We start from the raw sequence: 21,418 nt of genomic DNA on the forward strand, positions 1-21,418 counted from the left end.
AATCTCTGTAAATCTGTTCATTCAGGTGCACAGCCTGCGCGCCACTTTACACGATGCGATTGAACCCCGCCGCTAAATCCGCGATGAGATCGTCAACATTCTCTAAACCGATGTGAACTCGTACCAGCGTCCCGCTGAAATCGACCTCGCCACCGGGGCGCATATGTGCGATTTGCTCCGGCTGATTCGCCAGGATCAGCGACTCGAAGCCGCCCCAGGAAAAGGCCATGCTGAACAGCTCAAAGGGATCGAGATACGCGGAAAGTTCGGCGTCGGTGAGGCGTTTTTTCAGAACGAATGAGAACAAGCCGCTGCTGCCTGTAAAATCCCGTTTCCAGTATTCGTGGCCTTTACTGCCGGGAAGTGCTGGGTGGTTTACCCGTTCAACCTGCGGATGGTTTGAGAGCCATTCGGCAATTTTAAGACTGCTTTCATGATGCTGACGCAGACGCAGCCCCAGCGTACGCAACCCACGGCTGGTCATATAGGCGGTATCCGCATCCACCATCTGCCCCATCAGGTAGGCATTTTCACGCAACTGATCCCAACAGCGGGCGTTGGCGACAGCCGTGCCGATCATGCCATCGGAATGGCCAATCAGGTATTTAGTGGCGGCCTGAATTGAGATATCAATGTCGAATTCCAGCGCTTTAAAGAGAATGCCCGCCGCCCAGGTGTTGTCGATCATAATGATGGCTTCAGGCGCCACGCGCCGGACGGCCTGCACAATCGCCGGAATATCCTGCACTTCCATGGTGATTGACCCCGGTGATTCCAGAAACACCACTCTGGTGTTTGGCTTTATCAGCTGCGCGATGTCAGCGCCGATCAGCGGATCGAACCAGCGGGTGCTGACACTAAGCCGGGCCAGCACTTTTGTGCAGAAATCCTGGCTGGGTTCGTAGGCGGTGTTGGTCATCAGCACCTCATCACCCTGCTCGACAAACGCCAGAATCGAATTCGCTACCGCCGCCGCTCCACAGGGGAAGAGGGCGCAACCGGCACCGCCTTCCAGTTCGCACATCGCTTCCTGCAAAGAAAAGTGGGTGAGCGTGCCGCGACGGCCATAAAACAGCTCGCCTTTCGCGCGATTACGGGTCGCCTGCTTTTTGGCCTCAACCGTGTCGAAAACCAATGAAGAGGCGCGCTGAATCACGCTGTTAACCGCGCCCAGCGTGTATTTTTTGCTCCGTCCTGCGTTAACCAGTGCGGTGTCGAGGTGCTTGTCTGCCATGTTAATTTGCCTGTTTTTATACGTCTGGACGTCCAGACTACCATGACTGATAAAAGCTGCACCAGTGGTTCGCGGATAAAGCAGAATATTTTTCATAACGCGGAAATGCGCCTTTTTTACTGCGTGAGCGCAAGGAAACAAAGTGTGATTTACGGCAGTATGTAAATACTAATGAGAACGACTATCAATTCGACGACGTTTTGATATTATTAGCTGAGTTTTTTTGTGATTGACATCCTGGAGATGCAGAGTGGGTAATAATTTGATGCAGGCGGATCTCTCCGTTTGGGGTATGTATCATCATGCCGACATCGTGGTTAAGGTCGTGATGATCGGTCTGGTGCTGGCGTCGGTCGTCACCTGGGCCATTTTCTTCAGTAAAAGCGCAGAACTGCTGTCTCATAAACGTCGCCTCAAGCGTGAACAAAAGCAACTGAGCGACGCGCGTTCCCTCGATCAGGCCAGCGACATCGCCTCCACCTTCCACGGTAAAAGCCTGAGCACGCTGCTGCTGAATGAAGCGCAGAACGAGCTTGAACTCTCCGCCGGGTCGGAAGATAACGAAGGCATTAAAGAGCGCACCGGATTCCGCCTCGAGCGTCGTGTCGCCGCAGTCAGCCGCCATATGGGGCGCGGTAACGGTTATCTGGCGACTATCGGCGCCATCTCCCCATTCGTCGGTCTGTTTGGTACCGTCTGGGGGATCATGAACAGCTTCATCGGTATCGCGCAGACGCAAACCACTAACCTCGCGGTTGTTGCTCCGGGCATCGCGGAAGCGCTGCTGGCAACGGCCATTGGTCTGTTTGCGGCGATCCCGGCGGTCGTTATCTATAACATCTTTGCGCGTATGATTGGCAGCTACAAAGCGACCCTCGGCGACGTGGCGGCGCAGGTACTGCTGCTGCAAAGCCGCGATCTGGATCTGAACGCCAGCGGCGTGACGCACCCGGTTCGTACGGCTCAGAAATTACGTGTAGGTTAATGCTTTATGGCAATGCGTCTTAACGAAAATCTGGACGATAACGGTGAAATGCATGAAATCAACGTGACGCCGTTTATCGACGTTATGCTGGTGCTGCTGATCATCTTCATGGTGGCGGCGCCGCTCGCCACTGTGGACGTTAAAGTCAATTTACCGGCGTCTTCCAGCCAGCCGCAGCCGCGTCCGGAAAAACCGATTTATCTGTCGGTCAAAGCGGATAAGTCGATGNNGTTCCTCGGTAACGATCCGGTGACGGAAGCGGACATGATCAACGCACTGAACGCGGCGACGGAAGGGAAGAAAGACACCACCATCTTCTTCCGCGCGGACAAAACCGTCGATTATGAAACAATGATGAAAGTGATGGATACGCTCCATCAGGCCGGTTATCTGAAAATTGGTCTGGTAGGGCAAGAGGTCACGCAGGCGAAGTAATTCCGGTAGCGCATCGTGAGAAGGCTGGCCTTGTTGCCAGCCTTTTTTATTTCTTCTTCTTCGGCGTATCGTCCAGCGCCACCTTCGTGACGTTTGACGTCTTTAACTGGCCTTCTGCCAGCTTACGCGACAGGCGCAGCGTCGCAGTTTCGCGAGCCAGAAGATGCTGATAGTTGGCTTCAATGCGCGCCAGCAGCTTCTCTTTCAGCTCCGGCTTGCGGGCGATGATTTCCTCAATGGCGACACCGTAAATCTCTTCTTTCACCTGCCAGGCATAAATATCGCGGCGGTTCTGCCATTTCATTTTCACCAGCGCGGCCGGAATGGACGTCACCGCCTGTGCAGTATGTTCGATAGCGGCGTTCTTTTCATTAATCAGCACCGTCAGGTTCTGATGGCGAATGATGTCGTCGCTGTTTCTGTCGTCTAAAGTCAAATAGACGTTATTATCTTCAACATCTTTCATGTTGATGACTCGTCGAGAAATTTATAAAAAAGAGGTGAGTCAGATTCGCGAGTTATTAAATTAAGCCAAATTTCATTGCCGGATTCATTAATAAACGTCGTTTTCTCGGTAATAATTTGACTTAATTCCTGCGCGTCAATCTCACCTTCCGTTTGTAAATCGTTCAGCGCTCTGGCAAATGCTTCAATTTTAATCACTCGAAACAAACGCTCTTTAATATGACGATCGCGCTCTTCCAGCAGCATATTTCGCGATTGTCCGTTATGGGCGACCGTCGCTAAAATATCTTTTTCATGGTTGGCGAGTGTGCTTTTGCTTTGTGTTAGATTAGCATTTTTATCTGCTCCCCCGGTTTCCTTTTCCGTTGCTGATAAGTGGAAACGAGCCGGGATAAGCGTCTCGGGTATCATCGATGATGTCCTTTTTATTCAACAGAATAGAGGGGATGCAGAGTTGAGGTTCGTTGACAATATCATGGCGTAATTTTAAAATCAAAAAAAATGGAGCAAACCATGAACAGCATAATTTATTTTGTGATAGCACTGTTATTGCTCACAGCGGTAATTCTTTTCTTAATGTCTGGCAACAATAAAAAGCCGCGGGGCGAGGGGCATTCAGGTCCGGAATCGGCTTATCCAATGAGCAAAGAAGAGGGTGAGGATCACTTTTCAGTCCTGATGAATGCTATCACGCCGGTGTGGTACTGGCGCGTGAATCATGAATATATCGATTTCCTGCATGCGACAATTAAACGTATGAGTATGGGGGAAATAAACGCCGTGCCGGGTTTATTTGACGCCCAGCGGCGCTGCAGCGATCTCAATTCCGCAGTATATAAATATTACGACACATTGAAAAAACGCTGCCTGAACGGCGAACAGGTTTCACGTGCCGATCTCAACGTGCTGAATTTACAGCAGTGCTTCCGCGAATTCAGCCTCGACGCCTGGCCTGCGCTGGTGGCGCTGGTCTGGCCGGAGTTTCAGCGTCCGTGGATCAATCCTGAAGATATCTGAAATAACCCCTCTCGCGTGAAAGGGGTTTTGTTGGCGACTTTACTTATCTGACGAGGCCTGCCACAGATTCAGCTGCCCGTCAGCGACGTGCTTGTCGATTTGCGCCAGTTCCTCAGCGCTGAACGACAGGTTTTTCAGCGCCTGCACGTTCTCTTCCAGTTGCTCAGGGCGGCTCGCGCCAATCAACACCGACGTCACGCGGTTATCCTTCAACAGCCAGCTTAGCGCCATTTGCGCCATCGACTGACCGCGTTGTTGTGCCATGTCGTGCAGCAGACGCAAACTTTTTAGATTGCTTTCGCTCAGCATGTTCTCCGTCAGGCCGCGCGCTCTTTTCCCTTCCTCCTGCATGCGCGAACCTTCCGGGATCCCGTTGAGGTATTTCCCGGTCAGCAGGCCCTGCGCCAGCGGCGTAAAGGCGATGCAGCCAATGCCGTTATCCTGCAGGGTGTTGAGCAGCCCGCTGGTGTCCACCCAGCGGTTCAACAGGTTGTAGGACGGCTGATGGATAAGCACCGGGATCTTCCATTCGCGCAGCAGCTCAACCATTGTCTGCGTCCGCTCCGGGGAATAGGACGAGATACCGACGTACAGCGCTTTGCCGCTCTGTACCGCCTGCGCTAATGCCGACGCGGTTTCTTCCATCGGCGTTTTCTCATCGACACGATGCGAATAAAAGATATCGACATATTCCAGTCCCATACGCTTCAGGCTCTGGTCGAGGCTCGCCAGCAGATATTTACGTGAACCGCCGGAACCGTACGGGCCGGGCCACATGTCGTAGCCTGCTTTCGTGGAGATGATCAGTTCGTCGCGATAGCCGGCAAAATCTTCGCGCAGCAGGCGGCCAAAATTCTCTTCCGCGCTGCCCGGCGGCGGGCCATAGTTGTTTGCCAGATCAAAATGCGTAATGCCCAGATCGAAGGCTTTACGCAGCAGGGCACGCTGAGATTCCAGCGCATGGACGTGGCCGAAATTATGCCACAGGCCGAGCGACAGGGCGGGTAACTGTAAGCCGCTGTTGCCACAGTAACGATACTGCATCTGCTCGTAACGGGCAGGATTGGCTAACCAGGCCATGATGTCTCCTTCACTGATTGTTATTTTCGAAACACTGTTTCTATCTTACTTCGTTTGCGACGACGATCACGTTGCGCCGATCACAACCCGGTGCGGCGTATGACAAGAAACTGGCGGGATAGGAAATAACCGGGCGAGGGCCGCCCGGCTTGTGGTCGATCAACCCTGACGTTTGTCTTCCGTACTGGTGTCAAAATCGCTGGCGTTATGGCGCTCGTGAAGCTGTTCGCTTAGCTCGCCATGGGTGCGGTTAACGATGCGACCGCGTTTTACGGCCGGTCTGCTGCCGACATCGTTCGCCCAGCGCAGTACGTTTTTGTAGCTCTGCGCATCAAGGAATTCTGCCGCGTTATAAACGTTGCCAAGCAGCACGTTGCCATACCATGGCCAGATAGCCATATCGGCGATGGTGTACTCTTCCCCCGCCACATAGCGCCCGCGCGCCAGTTGCTTATCCAGCACATCGAACTGGCGTTTGGCTTCCATCGCAAAGCGATCGATCGCGTATTCAATTTTCACCGGCGCATAGCTGTAGAAGTGGCCAAAACCGCCGCCGAGGAAAGGCGCTGAACCCTGCAACCAGAACAGCCAGTTAAGCGCTTCGGTGCGCGCGGCCGGGTCTTTCGGTAAGAAGTGGCCGAATTTTTCTGCCAGATAAAGCAGAATGTTGCCGGATTCAAAGACTCGCGTCGGCGGGGTGGTGGAATGGTCACGCAGTGCCGGAATTTTCGAGTTCGGGTTGACGTCCACGAAGCCACTGGAGAACTGATCGCCGTCGCCGATGCGAATCAGCCAGGCATCGTATTCCGCGCCGGTGACGCCCAGCGCCAGCAGCTCTTCCAGCATAATCGTCACTTTCTGGCCGTTTGGCGTGCCAAGTGAATAAAGCTGAAGTGGGTGCTTACCTACAGGGAGTTCTTTCTCATGCGTGGGGCCGGAGATCGGACGGTTGATGTTTGCGAACGCGCCGCCGTTGTTCTGTTTCCATTCCCATACTTTTGGAGGTTGGTACGTGTTGTCTGACATGTTGGCCTGCCTTTTTCCTGGGTTGTTGAGGCAGTGTAGCAGGAGATGCAGGAAGGGTTTAACGAACTGAGGCGTTAATGCACACAGATAATGGCAGTGCTATCATAGTCTCACTTCTGACCGGTCATGCCTGGGCAATGTTCACAGAAGGAATATGCTCAGGTGGTCTTTTCCTAAGGTTTGCACATGAGTACAGGAACACAGAGTAGTGATGCCCCATTCGGAACGCTGTTGGGGTATGCGCCAGGTGGCGTTGCGATTTACTCTTCCAATTACAGCAGTTTAGGCTCTGATTTCTCCCACGACGATCCCTCCTTTCGTAGCTATATCGGCAACGAATATATGGGCCACAAATGGCAGTGCGTTGAGTTTGCGCGCCGCTTTCTGTTTCTGACCTATGGTTTCGTTTTCACCGACGTTGGCATGGCGTATGAAATTTTCTCGCTGCGCTTTCTGCGCGAAGTGGTGAATGACAATCTCCTGCCATTAAAAGCGTTTGCCAACGGCTCCCCCNNGGCAAAAGGGCGGTGAGTTTCATCAGACCGGCCACGTCGCGGTTGTCACCCAACTGGCGGGTAATAAAGTGCGCATTGCCGAGCAGAACGTGGCGCACCAGCCGCTACCGCCGGGGCAGCAGTGGACGCGCGAACTGACGCTTGAGGTGAGAAACGGCGAATACACCATTCATGACACCTTCGACGACACCACCATTCTTGGCTGGATGATCCAGACCGACGATGCGCAGTACAGCCTGCCGCAACCGGCTAGCCCGGCAAAACTGATGGCGATCCACGGTGCGCGGCTGGAAAACCACGGTCAGTTTGATGGCAAATGGCTCAACGAACAGGATCCGCTCCAGCGCGCCTACGTGCGGGCGAACGGACATGAGATCAACAAAGATCCGTACCAGTATTTCACCATCTCGGAGACCGGCGAGCAGGAGCTGATTAAAGCCACCAACGAGCTGCACCTGATGTATCTGCACGCCACCGATAAAGTGCTGAAGGATGACAACCTGCTGGCGCTGTTCGATATCCCGAAAATCCTCTGGCCGCGGCTGCGCCTCTCATGGCAGTTGAGACGCCACCATATGATCACCGGGCGCATGGATTTCTGCATGGATGAACGTGGGCTGAAAGTCTACGAATACAACGCCGATTCCGCTTCCTGTCATACCGAAGGGGGCGTGATCCTGGAAGAGTGGGCGAAGCTGGGTCTGTCCGGTAAAGGCTATAACCCGGCGGAGGATTTGCTCGATGAGCTGACCGGCGCATGGGGCCACAGCCTGGCGCGGCCGTTTGTACACATCATGCAGGATAAAGATCTCGAAGAGGATTACCACGCGCAGTTTATGCAGCGCGCGCTGACTAATGCCGGTTTTGAAAGCAAAATCCTGCACGGGCTGGGCGAACTGCGCTGGGACGATGCCGGGCAGCTTATCGATGATGACGGGCGGCACGTGAACTGCGTTTGGAAAACCTGGGCGTGGGAAACGGCGCTTGAACAGGTGCGTGAAGTCAGTGAAACAGAATACGCGGCGGTGCCGATTCGTACCGGTCATCCGCAAAATGAGGTGCGTTTGATCGACGTCCTGTTGCGCCCGGAAGTGCTGGTGTTCGAACCACTATGGACGGTGATACCCGGTAACAAAGCGATTCTGCCGGTGCTGTGGTCGTTGTTCCCGGGCCATCGCTATTTGCTGGATACCGATTTCACTGTCACGGATGAACTGGCGAAAACCGGTTATGCCGTGAAGCCGATCTCCGGCCGCTGCGGCAGCAATATCGATCTGGTCAGCCACGACGATCAACTGCTCGATCAAAGCTCCGGGAAGTTTGCCGATCGCAAAAATATCTACCAGCAGCTGTGGTGTCTGCCAAAAGTGGAGGGCAAATATATTCAGGTGTGTACCTTTACGGTCGGCGGCAGCTATGGCGGCACCTGTCTGCGCGGCGATGAGTCGCTGGTCATCAAAAAAGAGAGCGATATTGAACCGCTGATTGTGCTGAAAGATAAGGACTTTCTGTAACAAATGCCGCGCTTCATGAGTGAAGCGCGGAGTCTGAATCAGAGCGCAGGCTGCGCGACGGGCTGGCAGCGCCACATTTTATACAGCGTGGCGCAGGCGGCCAGCAGCGCCGGAACACCGAGGAACATCAGGATGCTGTCAGCCTGCCATTGCATCGACAGCAGCTGGGCGCTCATCATCGTCCCCGCCACGCCGCCAAAACGGCCCACACCCTGCATCCACGCGATGCCCGTTGCCCGACACTGGGTTGGATAGAACGTAGCCGCCAGCGTCTGCATACCGGACTGCGCGCCGTTCATGGTGATCCCCATCAGGAAAATCAGCCCGCCAAACAGCCAGATATGGCTGTTTTCCTGCGCCATCAGCACGATGAACAGCGTGGTGATGATAAACCCGACCGAGACCACTTTGTGCGCTTCCCAGCGGTCCATCAGCCAGCCGGCCAGCAGAATGCCCGCCGTGCCGCCAAAGGTGAACAGCGAGGTGAGCAGCGCGGATTGCTCCATCTGATAACCCATGCCCTGCATCAGGATCGGCATCCAGCTCAGCAGGACGTAATAGATAACCAGCCCCATAAAATAGCTCATCCACAGCATCAGCGTACCGGGCAGATAAGCCGCGCTGAACAACTGCGCCACGCTGCCTTTCTTCTGCGTTTTCTGCTCTTCATGCAGCGAAAAACGGCTTACCTGCTCAAGATCCTGATCGACAAAACGACGCAGGATCCGTTTGATTTTCACCCCATTTTCGCCGCGGTTAACCAGATATTTCACTGATTCCGGCAGCAGCCAGATCAGTAGCACCGTCAGCACTAACGGCGCCGCGGCACCCAACAGCAAGACGCTGTGCCAGCCATGCGCCGGAATCAGCCAGGAAGAGATAGCNGCGCTGCGGTGCGTATTCGGACATCAGCGTAATGGCGTTCGGCATGGCGGCGCCAAGTCCAAGCCCGGTCAGGAAGCGCCACAGGGTCAGCGTGTTGATCGACTGTGCGTACGCCGTGCCCAGGCTGGCGAGTCCGAAGAACAAACACGAAAAGACCAGCACACGTTTGCGGCCAATACGGTCCGAAACCGGGCCAGCGATTAACGCGCCCAGCGACAGGCCGAGCAGGGCGGCGCTCAGCACCGGGCCAAGATCCTGTTTTTTAATTCCCCAGTCACTGGAGAGCGCGGGCGCGATATAGCCCATTGCCGCCGTATCAAAACCATCAATGGCCAGTACCAGAAAACCGAGAATAATGAGTGTCCAGTGGAACCACGAAAAGCGGCTGTCGTCGATGGCTTGTTGAATGTTCATGTCGCCGGATACGGCCATACAGATCTCCCCTGCCTGAAGCGGATGTTTATCGTGTGGTTGTCATGTTTTTATTGTATTTGCCTGTATATACATCTGTGATGGCGGGATTAATGTCAAATTTAGTTTGACGAAATGTTAACTGCGTGTTGTTTTTTTTTGGCGACCTGCCAGGCGGCAGGTACAAAAAAGCCGCGTCAGTGACGCGGCTCTGAGGTTGCGGTTCGATCTTAGCGAAGAAGGGCCTGGCGAATGGCTTCACCGACCTGCTGTGTGGAGGCGCTGCCTTTCATATCCGGGGTTTTTGGTCCGCTGGCAATGCTCTGCTCAATGGCGTTCAAAATACCATTATGGGCGGCGTGGTAACGCTCATCGCCCTGGCCAAGGAAGTCGAGCATCATCGCACCGGCCCAGATTGTGGCGACAGGGTTGGCAATGTTCTTGCCATAAATATCCGGCGCGGAACCATGTACCGGTTCGAAAAGCGACGGAAAAGTGCGCTGTGGATTTAAATTGGCAGACGGCGCAATGCCGATCGTTCCTGTGCAGGCCGGGCCGAGATCGGAAAGAATATCGCCAAACAAATTCGATGCGACGACAACGTCAAAACGTTCCGGCTGCAGGACAAAACGCGCGCATAACACATCAATATGCTGTTTGTCCCAGCGAACGTCAGGGTAATGGCTGGCCATGGCTTCGACGCGTTCATCCCAGTACGGCATGCTGATCGCCAGTCCGTTGGATTTGGTCGCTGACGTCAGCGTCTTACGGGGGCGGCTCTGCGCCAGTTCAAAGGCGTAGCGCAGGATGCGATCCACGCCGCGGCGAGTAAAAACGGATTCCTGAATCACCACCTCATGCTCAGTGCCCGCATTAACACGCCCACCCAGCGAAGAGTACTCTCCTTCGGTATTTTCCCGTACGACGTAGAAATCAATGTCACCCGGCTGTTTGCCTGCCAGCGGGCAGGGCACGCCGGGGAACAGACGCACCGGGCGGAGGTTGACGTACTGATCGAATTCGCGACGAAACTTCAGTAAGGATCCCCACAGGGAGATGTGATCCGGCACGGTGTCCGGCCAGCCCACAGCGCCGAAATAGATGGCGTCAAAATCCTTAAGCTGCGCATGCCAGTCGTCCGGCATCATTTTGCCGTGGCGCAAGTAGTACTCACAGCTGGCCCATTCGATTTGCTCAAAGCTGAGCGACAGATCCCAGCGTTCGGCGGCAGTCTGCAACACGCGAATGCCTTCGGGCAGAACTTCTTTGCCAATCCCGTCTCCGGGGATCGCGGCAATACGCCAGGTTTTCTTCATACCCACTCTCACTTTTCCACGATAAAAATTGACTTCCTCTCTATCCTATAATTGACTCATTCATAATCAATCACGCTAACTGGTGAAACATAAAACACAGATCATGAATAATCTTCCGCTACTGAATGACTTACGCGTGTTTATGCTGGTGGCCCGCCGGGCCGGGTTTGCGGCGGCGGCAGAGGAACTCGGTGCCTCACCGGCTTTCGTCAGCAAGCGGGTTTCACTGCTGGAACAAACACTGAATGTGGTGCTGCTGCACAGAACGACGCGTCGCGTTACTATCACTGAAGAGGGCGAGCGCATCTACGAATGGGCGCAACGCATTCTTCAGGATGTGGATCAGATGGTGGATGAGCTATCGGACGTGCGGCAAATTCCTCAAGGGACACTGCGGATCATCAGCAGTTTCGGTTTTGGCCGTCGAGTAGTGGCACCAGCTTTATCAGCCCTTGCCCGACAGTACCCTCAGCTGGAATTACGCTTTGATATGGAAGACCGGCTGGTGGATCTGGTGAATGAAGGTGTCGATCTGGATATTCGCGTTGGTGATGATATAGCGCCCAATCTTATTGCCCGCAAGCTGGCAAACAATCATCGTATTCTCTGTGCCTCACCGGATTTTATTGCCCGTCACGGTATGCCAAAGCAATTGAGCGACCTTGCGGCGTTGCCCTGTCTGGTGATTAAAGAACGCGATCACCCCTTCGGCGTGTGGCAACTGCACAGTAAAGAGGGCGTACACGCGATAAAAGTGACCGGCGCACTGTCATCGAATCACGGTGAGATTGTGCATCAGTGGTGTCTGGACGGACATGGGATCGCGCTGCGTTCCTGGTGGGATGTGAGTGACAACATTGCCAGCGGCCATCTGGTACAGATCCTGCCGGATTGCTATCAGCCCGCTAATATCTGGGCCGTTTATGTTTCCCGGCTGGCGACGTCGGCAAAAATCCGGACCACGGTCGAGTTTCTGCGCAGCTATTTTGAGGCGCACTACCCGCAACAGTGTGTCGTGAATAAAGCGATTAAATAAGAACAGCACTCTGCCTGGAAGGCAAAATGCTGTTGATTTACCCTTATGCTTCCAGCGGTGCACGCCAGTCATCAGCACCTGATGTTCCGGCGGAAACGTGTTCCCACTCGATCTTACGGTAAGCCAGCGATACCTGAATCAGCTGCGTGAATTCACGCTTGGTGTCGTCCTGACAATGCGGCATGTGACAGTCGATATCCACGATAGTGGAATCTGTCAGGCGGGTGGTGAAGAAATGCTCCTGTTTGCCCTCAATAGAAGTACGATACCAGTGCAATTCGGTAGTCGGCAGCATTTCACCGGACGCCAGCGCGTTGTACAGCAGCGGCACCGCTTTGTTCAGCGCGACGGTAAAAATGAACGGCTTATGCGCGCGCTGACCGCTTGGCTGACCGGATTGCGGGTCGGTCGGTACCGTAACGTTATGCTTGAACTCCTGCACCAGCATTTCATCTTCGTGTCCCTGAACGTAGATATTGCCCACGGATTCCGCTGTGAATGCACGATCGGTAATCAGGCCCTGAGTCTGGCCTTTGATCGATATATAACAGGGTGTTGGCATGATTAACTCCTTTTCTTAATGGATGCGTATTTATTTAACGATTGTCTTTCGTAAGTTCCTGGTGACCAGGATTTTCATATGTTCACATGAATAACGTATTAATTCATGACTATAAAGGTTCGAAATCGGATGTATATAATAAATGCGTGGCAATATTTATTGCCCGGGTAAATATTTTATTGGTAAATATATAGTGACGTTTATATGGATGATATTTATGTGTGCATCGTTGTTAAGTGAAACTGTGCGCAATCTTGTTGTGTGTGGAGTTTTGTATCTCATTGTTTTAAAGGTTATTTATAGTGTCACTGCATGTGCAATGATATAAAAAGTCCGAAGTCGTATTTTTATGTCGTTTTACAGGTGCGTATAGTGCCCTGTTAAAAGTAGCCTTGTGCTATTTATCAACTGCCATTAAAGCAATACTTATGTTTTTATCTGTCACGGTATTTCTTTAGATGGCTGAACGGAATGCGCCTACATAACCTGACGGATTAAACTCATGAGCAGCAATAAAGAAGGCAGTATCGCCCCGAAAGAACGAATTAATATCCGCTACGTCCCGAAAACTGATGGTCAGACAGCAGAAGTGGAACTGCCGCTAAATTTGCTGGTGACGGGAAATCTGAAAGGAAAAGCGGACGATACACCGCTGGATGAACGCCAGCCGGTTTCCATCAATAAGAATAATTTTGATGCCGTCATTGCAGAGTCAGGAATCCGCCGGGATTTCACCACACCGTCAGCGATCAGCGAAACCCCTGGTGCGCGGATGGATATCAATCTGAAAGTGCAATCTCTTGCCGATCTTTCGCCAGACAACATTGCGGCTCAGGTACCGGAGCTGAAAAAGCTTCTGGAGTTGCGTGAGGCGCTGGTCGCGCTGAAAGGGCCAATGGGCAATATCCCCTCATTCCGCGCTCAGCTTCAGGCGCTGTTGGATAACGAAGAAACCCGCGAGCAGCTGATTCAGGAGCTGGGTCTCGCCAGTCAGAAATAACTTTGTACAAGGATTTCAGTATGTCTCAACAGGAAGAACTTGCTCCGGTTAGCGCCACGCCTGCGGCTACATCCTCTCTGCTGGATGAAATTATGTCGCAGACCCGGTTTCAACCCGACTCCGAAAGCTACGATATTGCCCGTCATGGCGTTACCGCCTTTATTTCAGCGCTGCTGCAGAGCGACAACAATGTAGAGCCGATCGATATTCTGGCCGTGAATACCATGATTGCCGACATCGATGAACGCATGGGCCGACAGATGGATCTCATCGTTCATTCGCCGGAGTTTCAGGAGCTGGAGTCATTTTTGCGCTCCCTGAAGCTACTGGTGGAGCGCGCCGATACGCGAGAAAACATCAAAATTTATGTCGTACATGCGACGCAAGAAGAATTGCTGGATGATTTCGAGTTTGCACCTGAAATCACCCAGTCTGGTTTTTATAAACACGTTTACTCCAGTGGTTACGGCCAGTTTGGCGGCGAACCGGTCGCGGCAGTCATTGGTAACTATGCATTTAAGAACACCGCTGCCGACATGAAACTTCTGAAATACGTCAGCACGGTCAGCGCGATGGCGCACGCCCCATTTCTGTCGTCGGTCTCTGCGGAGTTTTTCGGTCTGGACAGCTGGGCTGAACTGCCGGGGATTAAAGATCCTGGTGCGATTTTCGAAGGTCCGGCATATAGCAAATGGCGTGCCTTACGTGAATCTGAAGACTCCCGTTATCTTGGCCTTACCGCGCCTCGCTTCCTGCTGCGCCAGCCATATGCGCCAGGCGAAAACCCTGTTAAGAGTTTCAACTATCGCGAAGATGTCAGTAAGCGCCATGAAGACTACCTGTGGGGCAATACAGCATTCCTGCTGGCTTCCAACATGGCGGAGAGCTTTGCGAAATACCGCTGGTGTCCAAATATCGTCGGTCCGCAAAACGGCGGGGCGGTGAAGGATCTGCCCGTACACCTGTATGAAGCCATGGGGCAACTACAGGCAAAAATCCCGACGGAGGTGTTGATCACCGATCGCCGTGAATATGAACTGGCTGAAGAGGGATTTATTACGCTGACTATGCGTAAGGGCAGTGATAACGCCGCATTCTTCTCGGCTAACTCTGTACAAAAACCAAAAGTATTCCCGAATACGCCCGAAGGCAAAGAAGCTGAAACCAATTACAAATTGGGCACGCAATTGCCTTATCTCTTCATTATCAGCCGTTTGGCCCATTACATCAAAGTGCTCCAACGCGAGCAGATTGGCTCGTGGAAAGAGCGTGGCGACCTGGAGCGGGAGCTGAATGGCTGGATCCGTCAGTACGTCGCCGATCAGGAAAACCCGCCAGCAGAAGTCCGCAGCCGTAAACCGCTGCGTCAGGCAAAGGTTGAGGTACTGGATGTCGAAGGCGAACCGGGCTGGTATCAGGTTGCGCTCTCCGTACGACCGCACTTCAAGTACATGGGTGCCAGCTTCGACCTGTCTTTGGTTGGGCGTCTGGACAGGGAGTAACGACTGTGACGGAGCGGGGCTTTGGGGGAAGTTTATTTGAACGCATCGGTGATGCGGCAACGTTGTCGCCGCGTCGGAAACCAAAGATGGTACTGCTGCATTCCATCTTGCATAACCTGCAAAACATCCTCAATACCCGTTCCGGCAGTTGTTACGGATCCCCGGAACTGGGCATTTCTGATTTAAACGATGAGGCGCTTATCTCTCGTGATTTCCGCAGTGAAATCGGGCATGGGCTTCATGACTGTATTCTGCAGTATGAACCGCGTATCGATAGTGCTGTTGTGACTGCCGCCACCGCGGATGGCTATTCCCCGCTGGAGTTACGTTTTCACATTATGGCGCAGGTGGGTTTTGATGAGGCCGTGGATGTTCTGGAGTTCGACATCCTGCTCGATAGCCATCAGCACTTTCAGGTGGAGTAAACATTATGGCTTTTGAGGAACGTTACTACCGGGAAGAGCTGGACTATCTACGTCAGTTAGGCAAATTGCTGGCGGAGGAAAAACCTCACCTGGCCCGTTTTCTGTCTGAAAAGGCGGGAGACCCGGATGTGGAACGTCTGATGGAGGCGTTTGCCTTTCTTTCAGGGGGGCTACGGCAGAAACTGGAAGATGAGTTCCCGGAATTTACGCACGGCATTATTCGTATGCTCTGGCCGAACTACCTGCGCCCGGTACCTGCCATGACGGTCATTGAATACCAGCCCAAAAACAGACTCAATGCGCCTGTTCAGGTGAGCCGTAATGAACTGGTCAGATCCCGGACGGTCAATGGTTCATTATTGCCAGGCAAAGGAGCACTGACTGAACGTGAAAATGTGTCTCCTCCCGTTTGTCATTTCACACTCGCGCGTGACGTCTGGTTGCAGCCTGTGCAAATCCAGGACGTTTGCAATAACAGCACCCTCAAGGAAGGCATCATTGATGTCGATTTTGTCGCGGGATCAGGCGTCTTTCCTCGTGCGCTGGAGTTAAACAAACTTACGTTCTGGCTCGGAAATGAAGATGACTATACCCGCCATCAGCTGTATTTGTGGTTCAGTGAGCGACTGACCGGTGCGGAACTGGTTTCCGGTGAATATCGGATACCATTGCCTGACTTATGGCTGGAAGCCGCCGGGTTTGAACGCGACGACGCATTACTGCCGTGGCCGAAAAACGTCCATAACGGATATCGGGTCCTCCAGGAGTATTTTTGTTATCCGGAGAGCTTCTTTTTCTTTCACCTGCGGGATGTTGCTCCGTTGCCGGAGGATTTTCCGATCAGCGCCTTCACGCTACGTTTGCGTTTTAACCAGCCTTTGCCCGTGGATATCAAGCTGCGCCGGAATTCATTACGGCTTTATTGCACGCCTGCCGTCAATCTGTTTGTCCATCACGCAGAGCCCATCAGGCCGGACGGCAGCATGTCCCAGTATCCGCTCCGTGCCAGCCATAAATTTCCTGAAGCTTATGATATTTTNTGGAGTCGGTTTCCAGCAGTGTTCAGGCCTCAGGAGAGTCATCAGAAAAGGATAATAAAACCAGAACCTGGCCAGAGTTTGAAAGTTTCAACCATCAAATTGAATACAGTCGCCAGCGTGAGGTGGTGTACTGGCATCACCGGGCCAAAACATCCTTGTTCCATCGCGGACTTGACCACGCGATAGCTTTTGTTCACGCCGATGGCAGCGTTCCGGGGATTACCCGGTTGAAAGGTGAAGTGATCACGACGTCGTTGGTTTGCACTAACCAGATGTTGCCAGCCGAGTTGCATACCGGCGATGTCTGTGTCGCTATTGGTAAAAATCCCGCCGTTGCCTCTTTCAGCAATGTTACCCGTCCAACGCGACCGTTGTATCCCATCACGGACGGCGACATGCACTGGTCGCTTATTTCGAGTATGAACCTGAATTATCTCTCACTGCTTGACAGAGAAGCGCTATGCCAGATCCTGCGCACCTTTGATCTTCCGGGCATTCATCACCCGCAACAGGCTCGGCTTTCCGGGCAAAAACTGGATGCCATTGAAAAACTGGAGACCCAGCCAACGGATCGCCTGTTTGAGGGCGTACCGGTACGCGGGCTCGCCACCACGTTATGGATCAACCCAGCTCCTTTTGTCTGCGAAGGGGAAATCTATTTGCTGGGCACGGTGCTGTCACACTTCTTCGCGTTATATGCCAGCATCAATTCGTTTCATTGTCTGAAAATCATCAACACGGAAAGTCAGGAGTCCTGGGAATGGCAACACACCGGCCAGCACGCTCTGATGTAAAGTCGCACTTTCCGCTGAACGACGTACGCGGTACTAACTTTTATGTGCTGATGGAATCGCTCTACCGTCGCTATGGAGAGGCGAGTCTCCGCACTGAACCCAAACAGGAAGTGGTGCTGTTTAAATCTGATGCCAGCATTGCCTTTCCAGGCAGCGATCTCAGCACGCTTGAGCGAAACGACGCGGGGCAGTTTGTTTTGACCTCAACGTTTCTTGGCTTTTCCGGAAGCCAGTCTCCGCTACCGGGTTATTACCTCGATCAGATGGCAAAGGAAGAGGCGCAAAACGAAGAGGGAATGAAAGCCTTTCTCGATCTGTTCAGCCACCGCTGGACGCAGTTTGCGTACCACGCCTGGCGAAAATATCGCTATTACATCTGTTTTCGCAACGGGGGCACCGATCATTTTTCGCAGCGGATGTACGCTCTCGTGGGGCTGGGTAGCCAAAGCATCCGCGACAGGCTCGCCATCAATCACAGCAAAATGCTGGCCTATGCCGGTGTGCTGGCGACACCAGGACGCGCGCCGGAGGTGATTTGTAACCTGGTCTCGCACTGTTTCGATCTCCCTGTCGTTGCTATCAAAAGCTGGCAGCTGCGTTGGGTTGCGATTTCACCATCTCAACAAAACCGGCTTGGCGAACGAATGCCAAAAAAGAAAACTGCGGGTCACATTCCGGGCAAGTCCGTACTTGGCGTCAATTTCACGCTCGGCGCACGGGTGCCCGATCGCAGCGGTAAATTCCTGCTGCAGATTGGCGATCTGTCGATGGCGCGCTATCTCACTTTTTTGCCGGACGGTGAAAATCATCAGGCGCTAAAAATGTTCATCTCTTTCCTGCTGCGCGACCAGTTTGCCTGGGACTTACAGTTGTGTCTGGCACCGGATCAGGCAAGAGGGATGAGGCTTGGGGATCGGTCCTGCGCATGTCTGGGCAGAACCAGTTTCATTGGTCAGCCGAAGGTGCCGCCTTCCGTCACTCTCCACATCAGGGAATAATTTTATGGAGCAGTCTGTGGTTGAAGAAAAACAACAAAACAACACCGTATCACTGACGTTACAGGTGATGAATGGCAACGAGCTGGAAAGTGGCCGTGCCGCGAAATGTCAGTTCTCTGGTGAGGATGGCGATATTGGTCATGCCGGGGATTGCCACTGGTCAGTACAGGACAGGGCGGGGTCTATTGCCGGGCATGCCTGTACTATTGTCCGGCACGACGGGGCGTTTTGTTTACGTAGCCTGATGCCGGGGTTGATGATCAATCTGGCCCCCGTTTCTACTGAAGCCGGGCTGGTCCGCCTGTGTCAGGGTGATGAAATCAATCTTGGTGCACTGGCGTTGAAAGTCTTTCTGCATGAAGGAAAACGCATCAGCTATGACGAGCAGATGGCAACGCCTGAAAGCATTGTCACGCGTCGTGACAGCCTGGCGGAGGCGCTGATATCTACGGACGGACAGCCAGAATATCCGGGCATGCAACATCGCCATCAACTGACGCCAACCGTCGTTAACGGTTTTTCTGCCGACCCCCTTCAGGTACTGCAGACTGAAAGCCTGACGCAGTTTTCCACCGCTTCACACCAGCAACGCACGGTTCCGTTATCCGATCTGAAAGCCAATGGCGGGATCGATACGCCGTTTATGGATCTGCCGCCCGTTTATGCCGATCCGCAGGATGACGAAACATCACTGGCAGACATGGCACAAAAGCATCTTGCCGTAACGCCGCTGCTGCGAGGGTTAGGGAGTTCACTCAGCGTGCAAAACTCTCAGGATGCGGATGCCTTTCTGGAAGAGTCAGGTCGTGCACTTCAGGCTGCGATTCAGGGACTGCTTGATCTCCAGCACAGTCAGAACAGCCTGTCGGATAAGCATCTGCGCCCGCTTGAGGATAACCCATTGCGCCTGAACCTTGATTACAGCACGGCGCTGGAAGTGATGTTTGCCGAGGGGAAAAGCCCGGTACACCTGGCGGCGCCTGCCGCTATTCGTGAGAGCCTGCGTAATGTGCGTCATCACGAAGAAGCCAATCGTGCCGCCATTGCCGAAGCGTTGCGAGTCATGCTTGACGCTTTCTCACCACAGAACCTGATGCGTCGGTTTGTACAGTACCGGCGTAGTCATGAACTCCGCCGCGAACTGGATGACGCAGGCGCATGGCGAATGTACAGCCATTATTACGATGAGCTGGCGTCTGACCGTCAACAGGGGTTCGCCATGCTGTTTAACGAAGTCTATGCCCAAGTTTATGACCGGGTGCTGCGTGAAAAACAGCGGGAGCTGGAAGCATGATGGTGAGGACGTTCCTGGTTGGCATCCTGATGATAGTCACGTTAACCGGTTGCGAAACGGCGAAAAAAATTGGCCAGGTGATCGGCGATCCGGGTATCCAGGTCGGGACGCTGGCGGAACAGCCTTCGGAACTCACCGTCACCCTGCTTACCGAACAGGACACCAATATCAATAGTGACGGAGAGCCCGCCCCCATTGATGTCCAGCTGGTTTATCTGAGTGATGACTCAAAACTGCAGTCTGCGGACTATGACCAGATAGCCACTACACCACTTCCGGATGTACTCGGGAAAAACTATATCGAACACCAGGACTTTACCCTGCTTCCGGACACCATCAAAACCCAAGCGCCAGTAAAGCTGAACGAAAAAACACAGTTTATCGGTGTCGTCGCTTATTTTTCTGACGACCAGACCAGTGAATGGAAACAGACAGAATCAGTAGAAGGGACAGGGCATCGTTACCGCCTGTTGGTTCATGTTCGGCAGAACAGCATTGAGATTAAAAAAGAGGACGACTGACCATGGCAACCACGAAAAACAGAGTGATTTGGCAGGAAGGCCTGTTTGCTCTGCCGCAGCATTTTCAACAGCAGCAGCGCCATAGCGACTACATCCTGAGTGAGCGTCTGGGCGCCCTGGAAAATTTTGCCTGGGGATTTACTGAACTGTCGATCAATGAAGAATTGCTCGCGCAGGGCAAAATCATGATTAACCGGGCATCAGGTTGCATGCCAGACGGGACGGTGTTTCGTATTCCCGATCAGGATTTGCTGCCAGCCCCTTTTCAGCCCGTCGATCTGGCAACGTCGGAAAGTCACGATATTTATCTTGCACTGCCGGTTATGAGTGACGTCATCAATGAAATTAAAGGGTTACGCAGCGCCGGGCAAAGCTCCGAGCGTTATCGCCTTACTCTGACCGACGTTCGCGATTTACACACCGATGGGGGCGACGTACAGCCGCTGGCTCTCGGTCAACTGGCGCCAAAGATTGTCAGTGGTGCAGAAGACCTTAGTGCTATGGTGGTATTGCCGTTGTGCCGCATTCGCAGCCGGTTGTCCGGCGGCGCGCTGGTGCTGGACGACAGTTTCATTCCAACCTGCCAGACTGTTCGCGTTAGTCCGGTGCTGGAACGCTTTGTCGGTGAAATTCAGGGTCTCATCGCCACCCGTGCCGCAGATCTGGCAAAGCGGATTGGCTCGCCAGAGCAAAGCGGTATTGCAGATGTGGCGGAGTTTATGATGTTGCAGATGCTTAATCGCCATCAGATGCACTTTTCTCATCTGGCCTGTTTGCACGTTCTGCATCCGGAAGCGTTTTACCTGGATTTGCTCCGCGTGCTGGGCGAACTGATGACTTTCACTGAGAACAGCCGACTCCCGTGTACCGTTGAGCCTTACGATCATCGCGATCTCACGCAGTCATTTAAAACAGTGATTCCGGAGCTGCGCCGGGCATTAAATATTGTTCTGCGTCCCCGTGCGCAAAATCTGCCGCTGATCTTCACCGAAGGCGTTTATCTGGCGACGGTCAACGAGCCGGAACTTCTTCAATCCGGCGTGTTCGTGCTGGCCGTACGGGCACGGATGCCGCATAACCAACTGATTCTTCAGTTCACCCAACAGTCGAAGATCGCGGCCACCGACAAAATCCGCAATATGGTTAGCGTACAGGTGCCGGGAATTCCGCTGCGCCCACTTCCTGCTGCTCCACGCCAGTTGCCGTATCACGACGGTTACGTCTATTTCGAACTGGAAAAAGGCACAGCGACCTGGCAGGACGTTGTGAAGGCCGGGGCCCTGGCGATGCATATTTCTGGCACATTCCCGGAGCTGGATATGCAGCTGTGGGCAATCAGGAGTTAAGACCATGAGCGAGCAGT

18 protein-coding genes and 3 pseudogenes are annotated in these 21,418 nt (G+C 53.4%); 13 read left to right on the plus strand and 8 right to left on the minus strand.

The annotated features are described in order from the left end of the window. Positions 1-46: 46 nt before the first annotated feature. Positions 47-1,234, minus strand: coding sequence for a cystathionine beta-lyase (gene metC / locus GM30_RS03180; RefSeq protein ID WP_049847487.1), 1,188 nt, complete (start codon positions 1,232-1,234; stop codon positions 47-49). Positions 1,235-1,484: 250 nt separating this feature from the next. Here metC and exbB point away from each other — a divergent pair, with 250 nt between their 5' ends. After that, entirely contained in the window at positions 1,485-2,219 is a 735-nt protein-coding gene (exbB, locus tag GM30_RS03185) for a tol-pal system-associated acyl-CoA thioesterase (RefSeq protein WP_049847462.1), read from the plus strand. 6 nt (positions 2,220-2,225) lie between these two features. Beyond that, on the plus strand, positions 2,226-2,654 hold the full coding sequence (gene exbD / locus GM30_RS03190; RefSeq protein ID WP_049847463.1) for a TonB system transport protein ExbD: 429 nt from the start codon (positions 2,226-2,228) through the stop codon (positions 2,652-2,654). Between the two features lie 46 nt (positions 2,655-2,700). On the opposite strand, the gene GM30_RS03195 is transcribed toward exbD, so the two are convergent. Together GM30_RS03195 and GM30_RS03200 are read right to left on the minus strand one after the other, a co-directional pair. Further along, positions 2,701-3,120: a hypothetical protein gene (locus tag GM30_RS03195; RefSeq protein ID WP_049847464.1), complete on the minus strand. Its 420-nt coding sequence runs from the start codon at positions 3,118-3,120 to the stop codon at positions 2,701-2,703. Next, entirely contained in the window at positions 3,117-3,530 is a 414-nt protein-coding gene (locus GM30_RS03200; RefSeq protein ID WP_049847465.1) for a hypothetical protein, read from the minus strand. Before GM30_RS03200 ends, GM30_RS03195 begins: the two co-directional genes overlap by 4 nt. A gap of 102 nt (positions 3,531-3,632) precedes the next feature. On the opposite strand from GM30_RS03200, the gene GM30_RS03205 reads away from it, so the two are divergent. Further along, entirely contained in the window at positions 3,633-4,136 is a 504-nt protein-coding gene (locus GM30_RS03205) for an ESA_00282 family adhesion-associated protein (protein ID WP_049847466.1), read from the plus strand. A gap of 39 nt (positions 4,137-4,175) precedes the next feature. On the opposite strand, the gene GM30_RS03210 is transcribed toward GM30_RS03205, so the two are convergent. Together GM30_RS03210 and yghU are read right to left on the minus strand one after the other, a co-directional pair. Beyond that, a complete protein-coding gene (locus GM30_RS03210; RefSeq protein ID WP_049847467.1) occupies positions 4,176-5,216 on the minus strand; it encodes an aldo/keto reductase in 1,041 nt (346 codons plus the stop codon). Between the two features lie 159 nt (positions 5,217-5,375). After that, positions 5,376-6,242, minus strand: coding sequence for a glutathione-dependent disulfide-bond oxidoreductase (yghU, locus tag GM30_RS03215; RefSeq protein ID WP_049847468.1), 867 nt, complete (start codon positions 6,240-6,242; stop codon positions 5,376-5,378). A gap of 186 nt (positions 6,243-6,428) precedes the next feature. On the opposite strand from yghU, the pseudogene gss reads away from it, so the two are divergent. After that, positions 6,429-8,271 (plus strand): annotated as a pseudogene (gene gss, locus GM30_RS03220) (bifunctional glutathionylspermidine amidase/synthase). Between the two features lie 38 nt (positions 8,272-8,309). Here the strand turns inward: gss and GM30_RS03225 are convergent. Both GM30_RS03225 and GM30_RS03230 read right to left on the minus strand, forming a co-directional pair. Beyond that, positions 8,310-9,588, minus strand: a pseudogene (locus GM30_RS03225) (MFS transporter). Between the two features lie 209 nt (positions 9,589-9,797). Further along, positions 9,798-10,883 carry a tartrate dehydrogenase gene (locus GM30_RS03230; RefSeq protein WP_049847469.1) on the minus strand — a complete coding sequence of 362 codons (1,086 nt, stop codon included), beginning with the start codon at positions 10,881-10,883 and terminating at the stop codon, positions 9,798-9,800. Between the two features lie 82 nt (positions 10,884-10,965). On the opposite strand from GM30_RS03230, the gene GM30_RS03235 reads away from it, so the two are divergent. Then, positions 10,966-11,919, plus strand: a complete 954-nt coding sequence (locus GM30_RS03235) for a LysR substrate-binding domain-containing protein (protein WP_162212975.1) — start codon at positions 10,966-10,968, stop codon at positions 11,917-11,919. 43 nt (positions 11,920-11,962) lie between these two features. Here the strand turns inward: GM30_RS03235 and GM30_RS03240 are convergent, their stop codons facing one another. Beyond that, on the minus strand, positions 11,963-12,481 hold the full coding sequence (locus tag GM30_RS03240) for an Hcp family type VI secretion system effector (protein ID WP_038161925.1): 519 nt from the start codon (positions 12,479-12,481) through the stop codon (positions 11,963-11,965). A gap of 502 nt (positions 12,482-12,983) precedes the next feature. Between GM30_RS03240 and tssB the strand changes: the two genes are divergently transcribed. The 8 genes and pseudogenes from tssB to tssK all read left to right on the plus strand — a co-directional run bounded on the left by tssB (position 12,984) and on the right by tssK (position 21,401). Continuing rightward, on the plus strand, positions 12,984-13,481 hold the full coding sequence (gene tssB, locus GM30_RS03245) for a type VI secretion system contractile sheath small subunit (RefSeq protein ID WP_049847471.1): 498 nt from the start codon (positions 12,984-12,986) through the stop codon (positions 13,479-13,481). Between the two features lie 20 nt (positions 13,482-13,501). Then, on the plus strand, positions 13,502-14,983 hold the full coding sequence (gene tssC / locus GM30_RS03250) for a type VI secretion system contractile sheath large subunit (protein ID WP_049847472.1): 1,482 nt from the start codon (positions 13,502-13,504) through the stop codon (positions 14,981-14,983). Between the two features lie 5 nt (positions 14,984-14,988). Continuing rightward, on the plus strand, positions 14,989-15,408 hold the full coding sequence (tssE, locus tag GM30_RS03255; RefSeq protein ID WP_049847473.1) for a type VI secretion system baseplate subunit TssE: 420 nt from the start codon (positions 14,989-14,991) through the stop codon (positions 15,406-15,408). A 5-nt stretch (positions 15,409-15,413) separates the two neighbouring features. Continuing rightward, a pseudogene (gene tssF / locus GM30_RS03260) lies at positions 15,414-17,242 on the plus strand (type VI secretion system baseplate subunit TssF). Then, entirely contained in the window at positions 17,209-18,240 is a 1,032-nt protein-coding gene (gene tssG, locus GM30_RS03265) for a type VI secretion system baseplate subunit TssG (protein WP_049847474.1), read from the plus strand. The pseudogene tssF and the gene tssG overlap by 34 nt, the downstream one beginning before the upstream one ends. Before the next feature lie 16 nt (positions 18,241-18,256). Beyond that, positions 18,257-19,534 (plus strand): type VI secretion system-associated FHA domain protein TagH, encoded by a 1,278-nt coding sequence (tagH, locus tag GM30_RS03270; RefSeq protein WP_420340998.1) that lies wholly within the window; start codon positions 18,257-18,259, stop codon positions 19,532-19,534. Beyond that, a complete protein-coding gene (tssJ, locus tag GM30_RS03275) occupies positions 19,531-20,055 on the plus strand; it encodes a type VI secretion system lipoprotein TssJ (RefSeq protein ID WP_049847476.1) in 525 nt (174 codons plus the stop codon). Before tagH ends, tssJ begins: the two co-directional genes overlap by 4 nt. Before the next feature lie 2 nt (positions 20,056-20,057). Next, positions 20,058-21,401: a type VI secretion system baseplate subunit TssK gene (tssK, locus tag GM30_RS03280; RefSeq protein WP_049847477.1), complete on the plus strand. Its 1,344-nt coding sequence runs from the start codon at positions 20,058-20,060 to the stop codon at positions 21,399-21,401. Positions 21,402-21,418: the final 17 nt, after the last annotated feature.

Source organism: Trabulsiella odontotermitis, assembly GCF_001188485.1.
Classification (GTDB): Bacteria; Pseudomonadota; Gammaproteobacteria; order Enterobacterales; family Enterobacteriaceae; genus Trabulsiella; species Trabulsiella odontotermitis_A.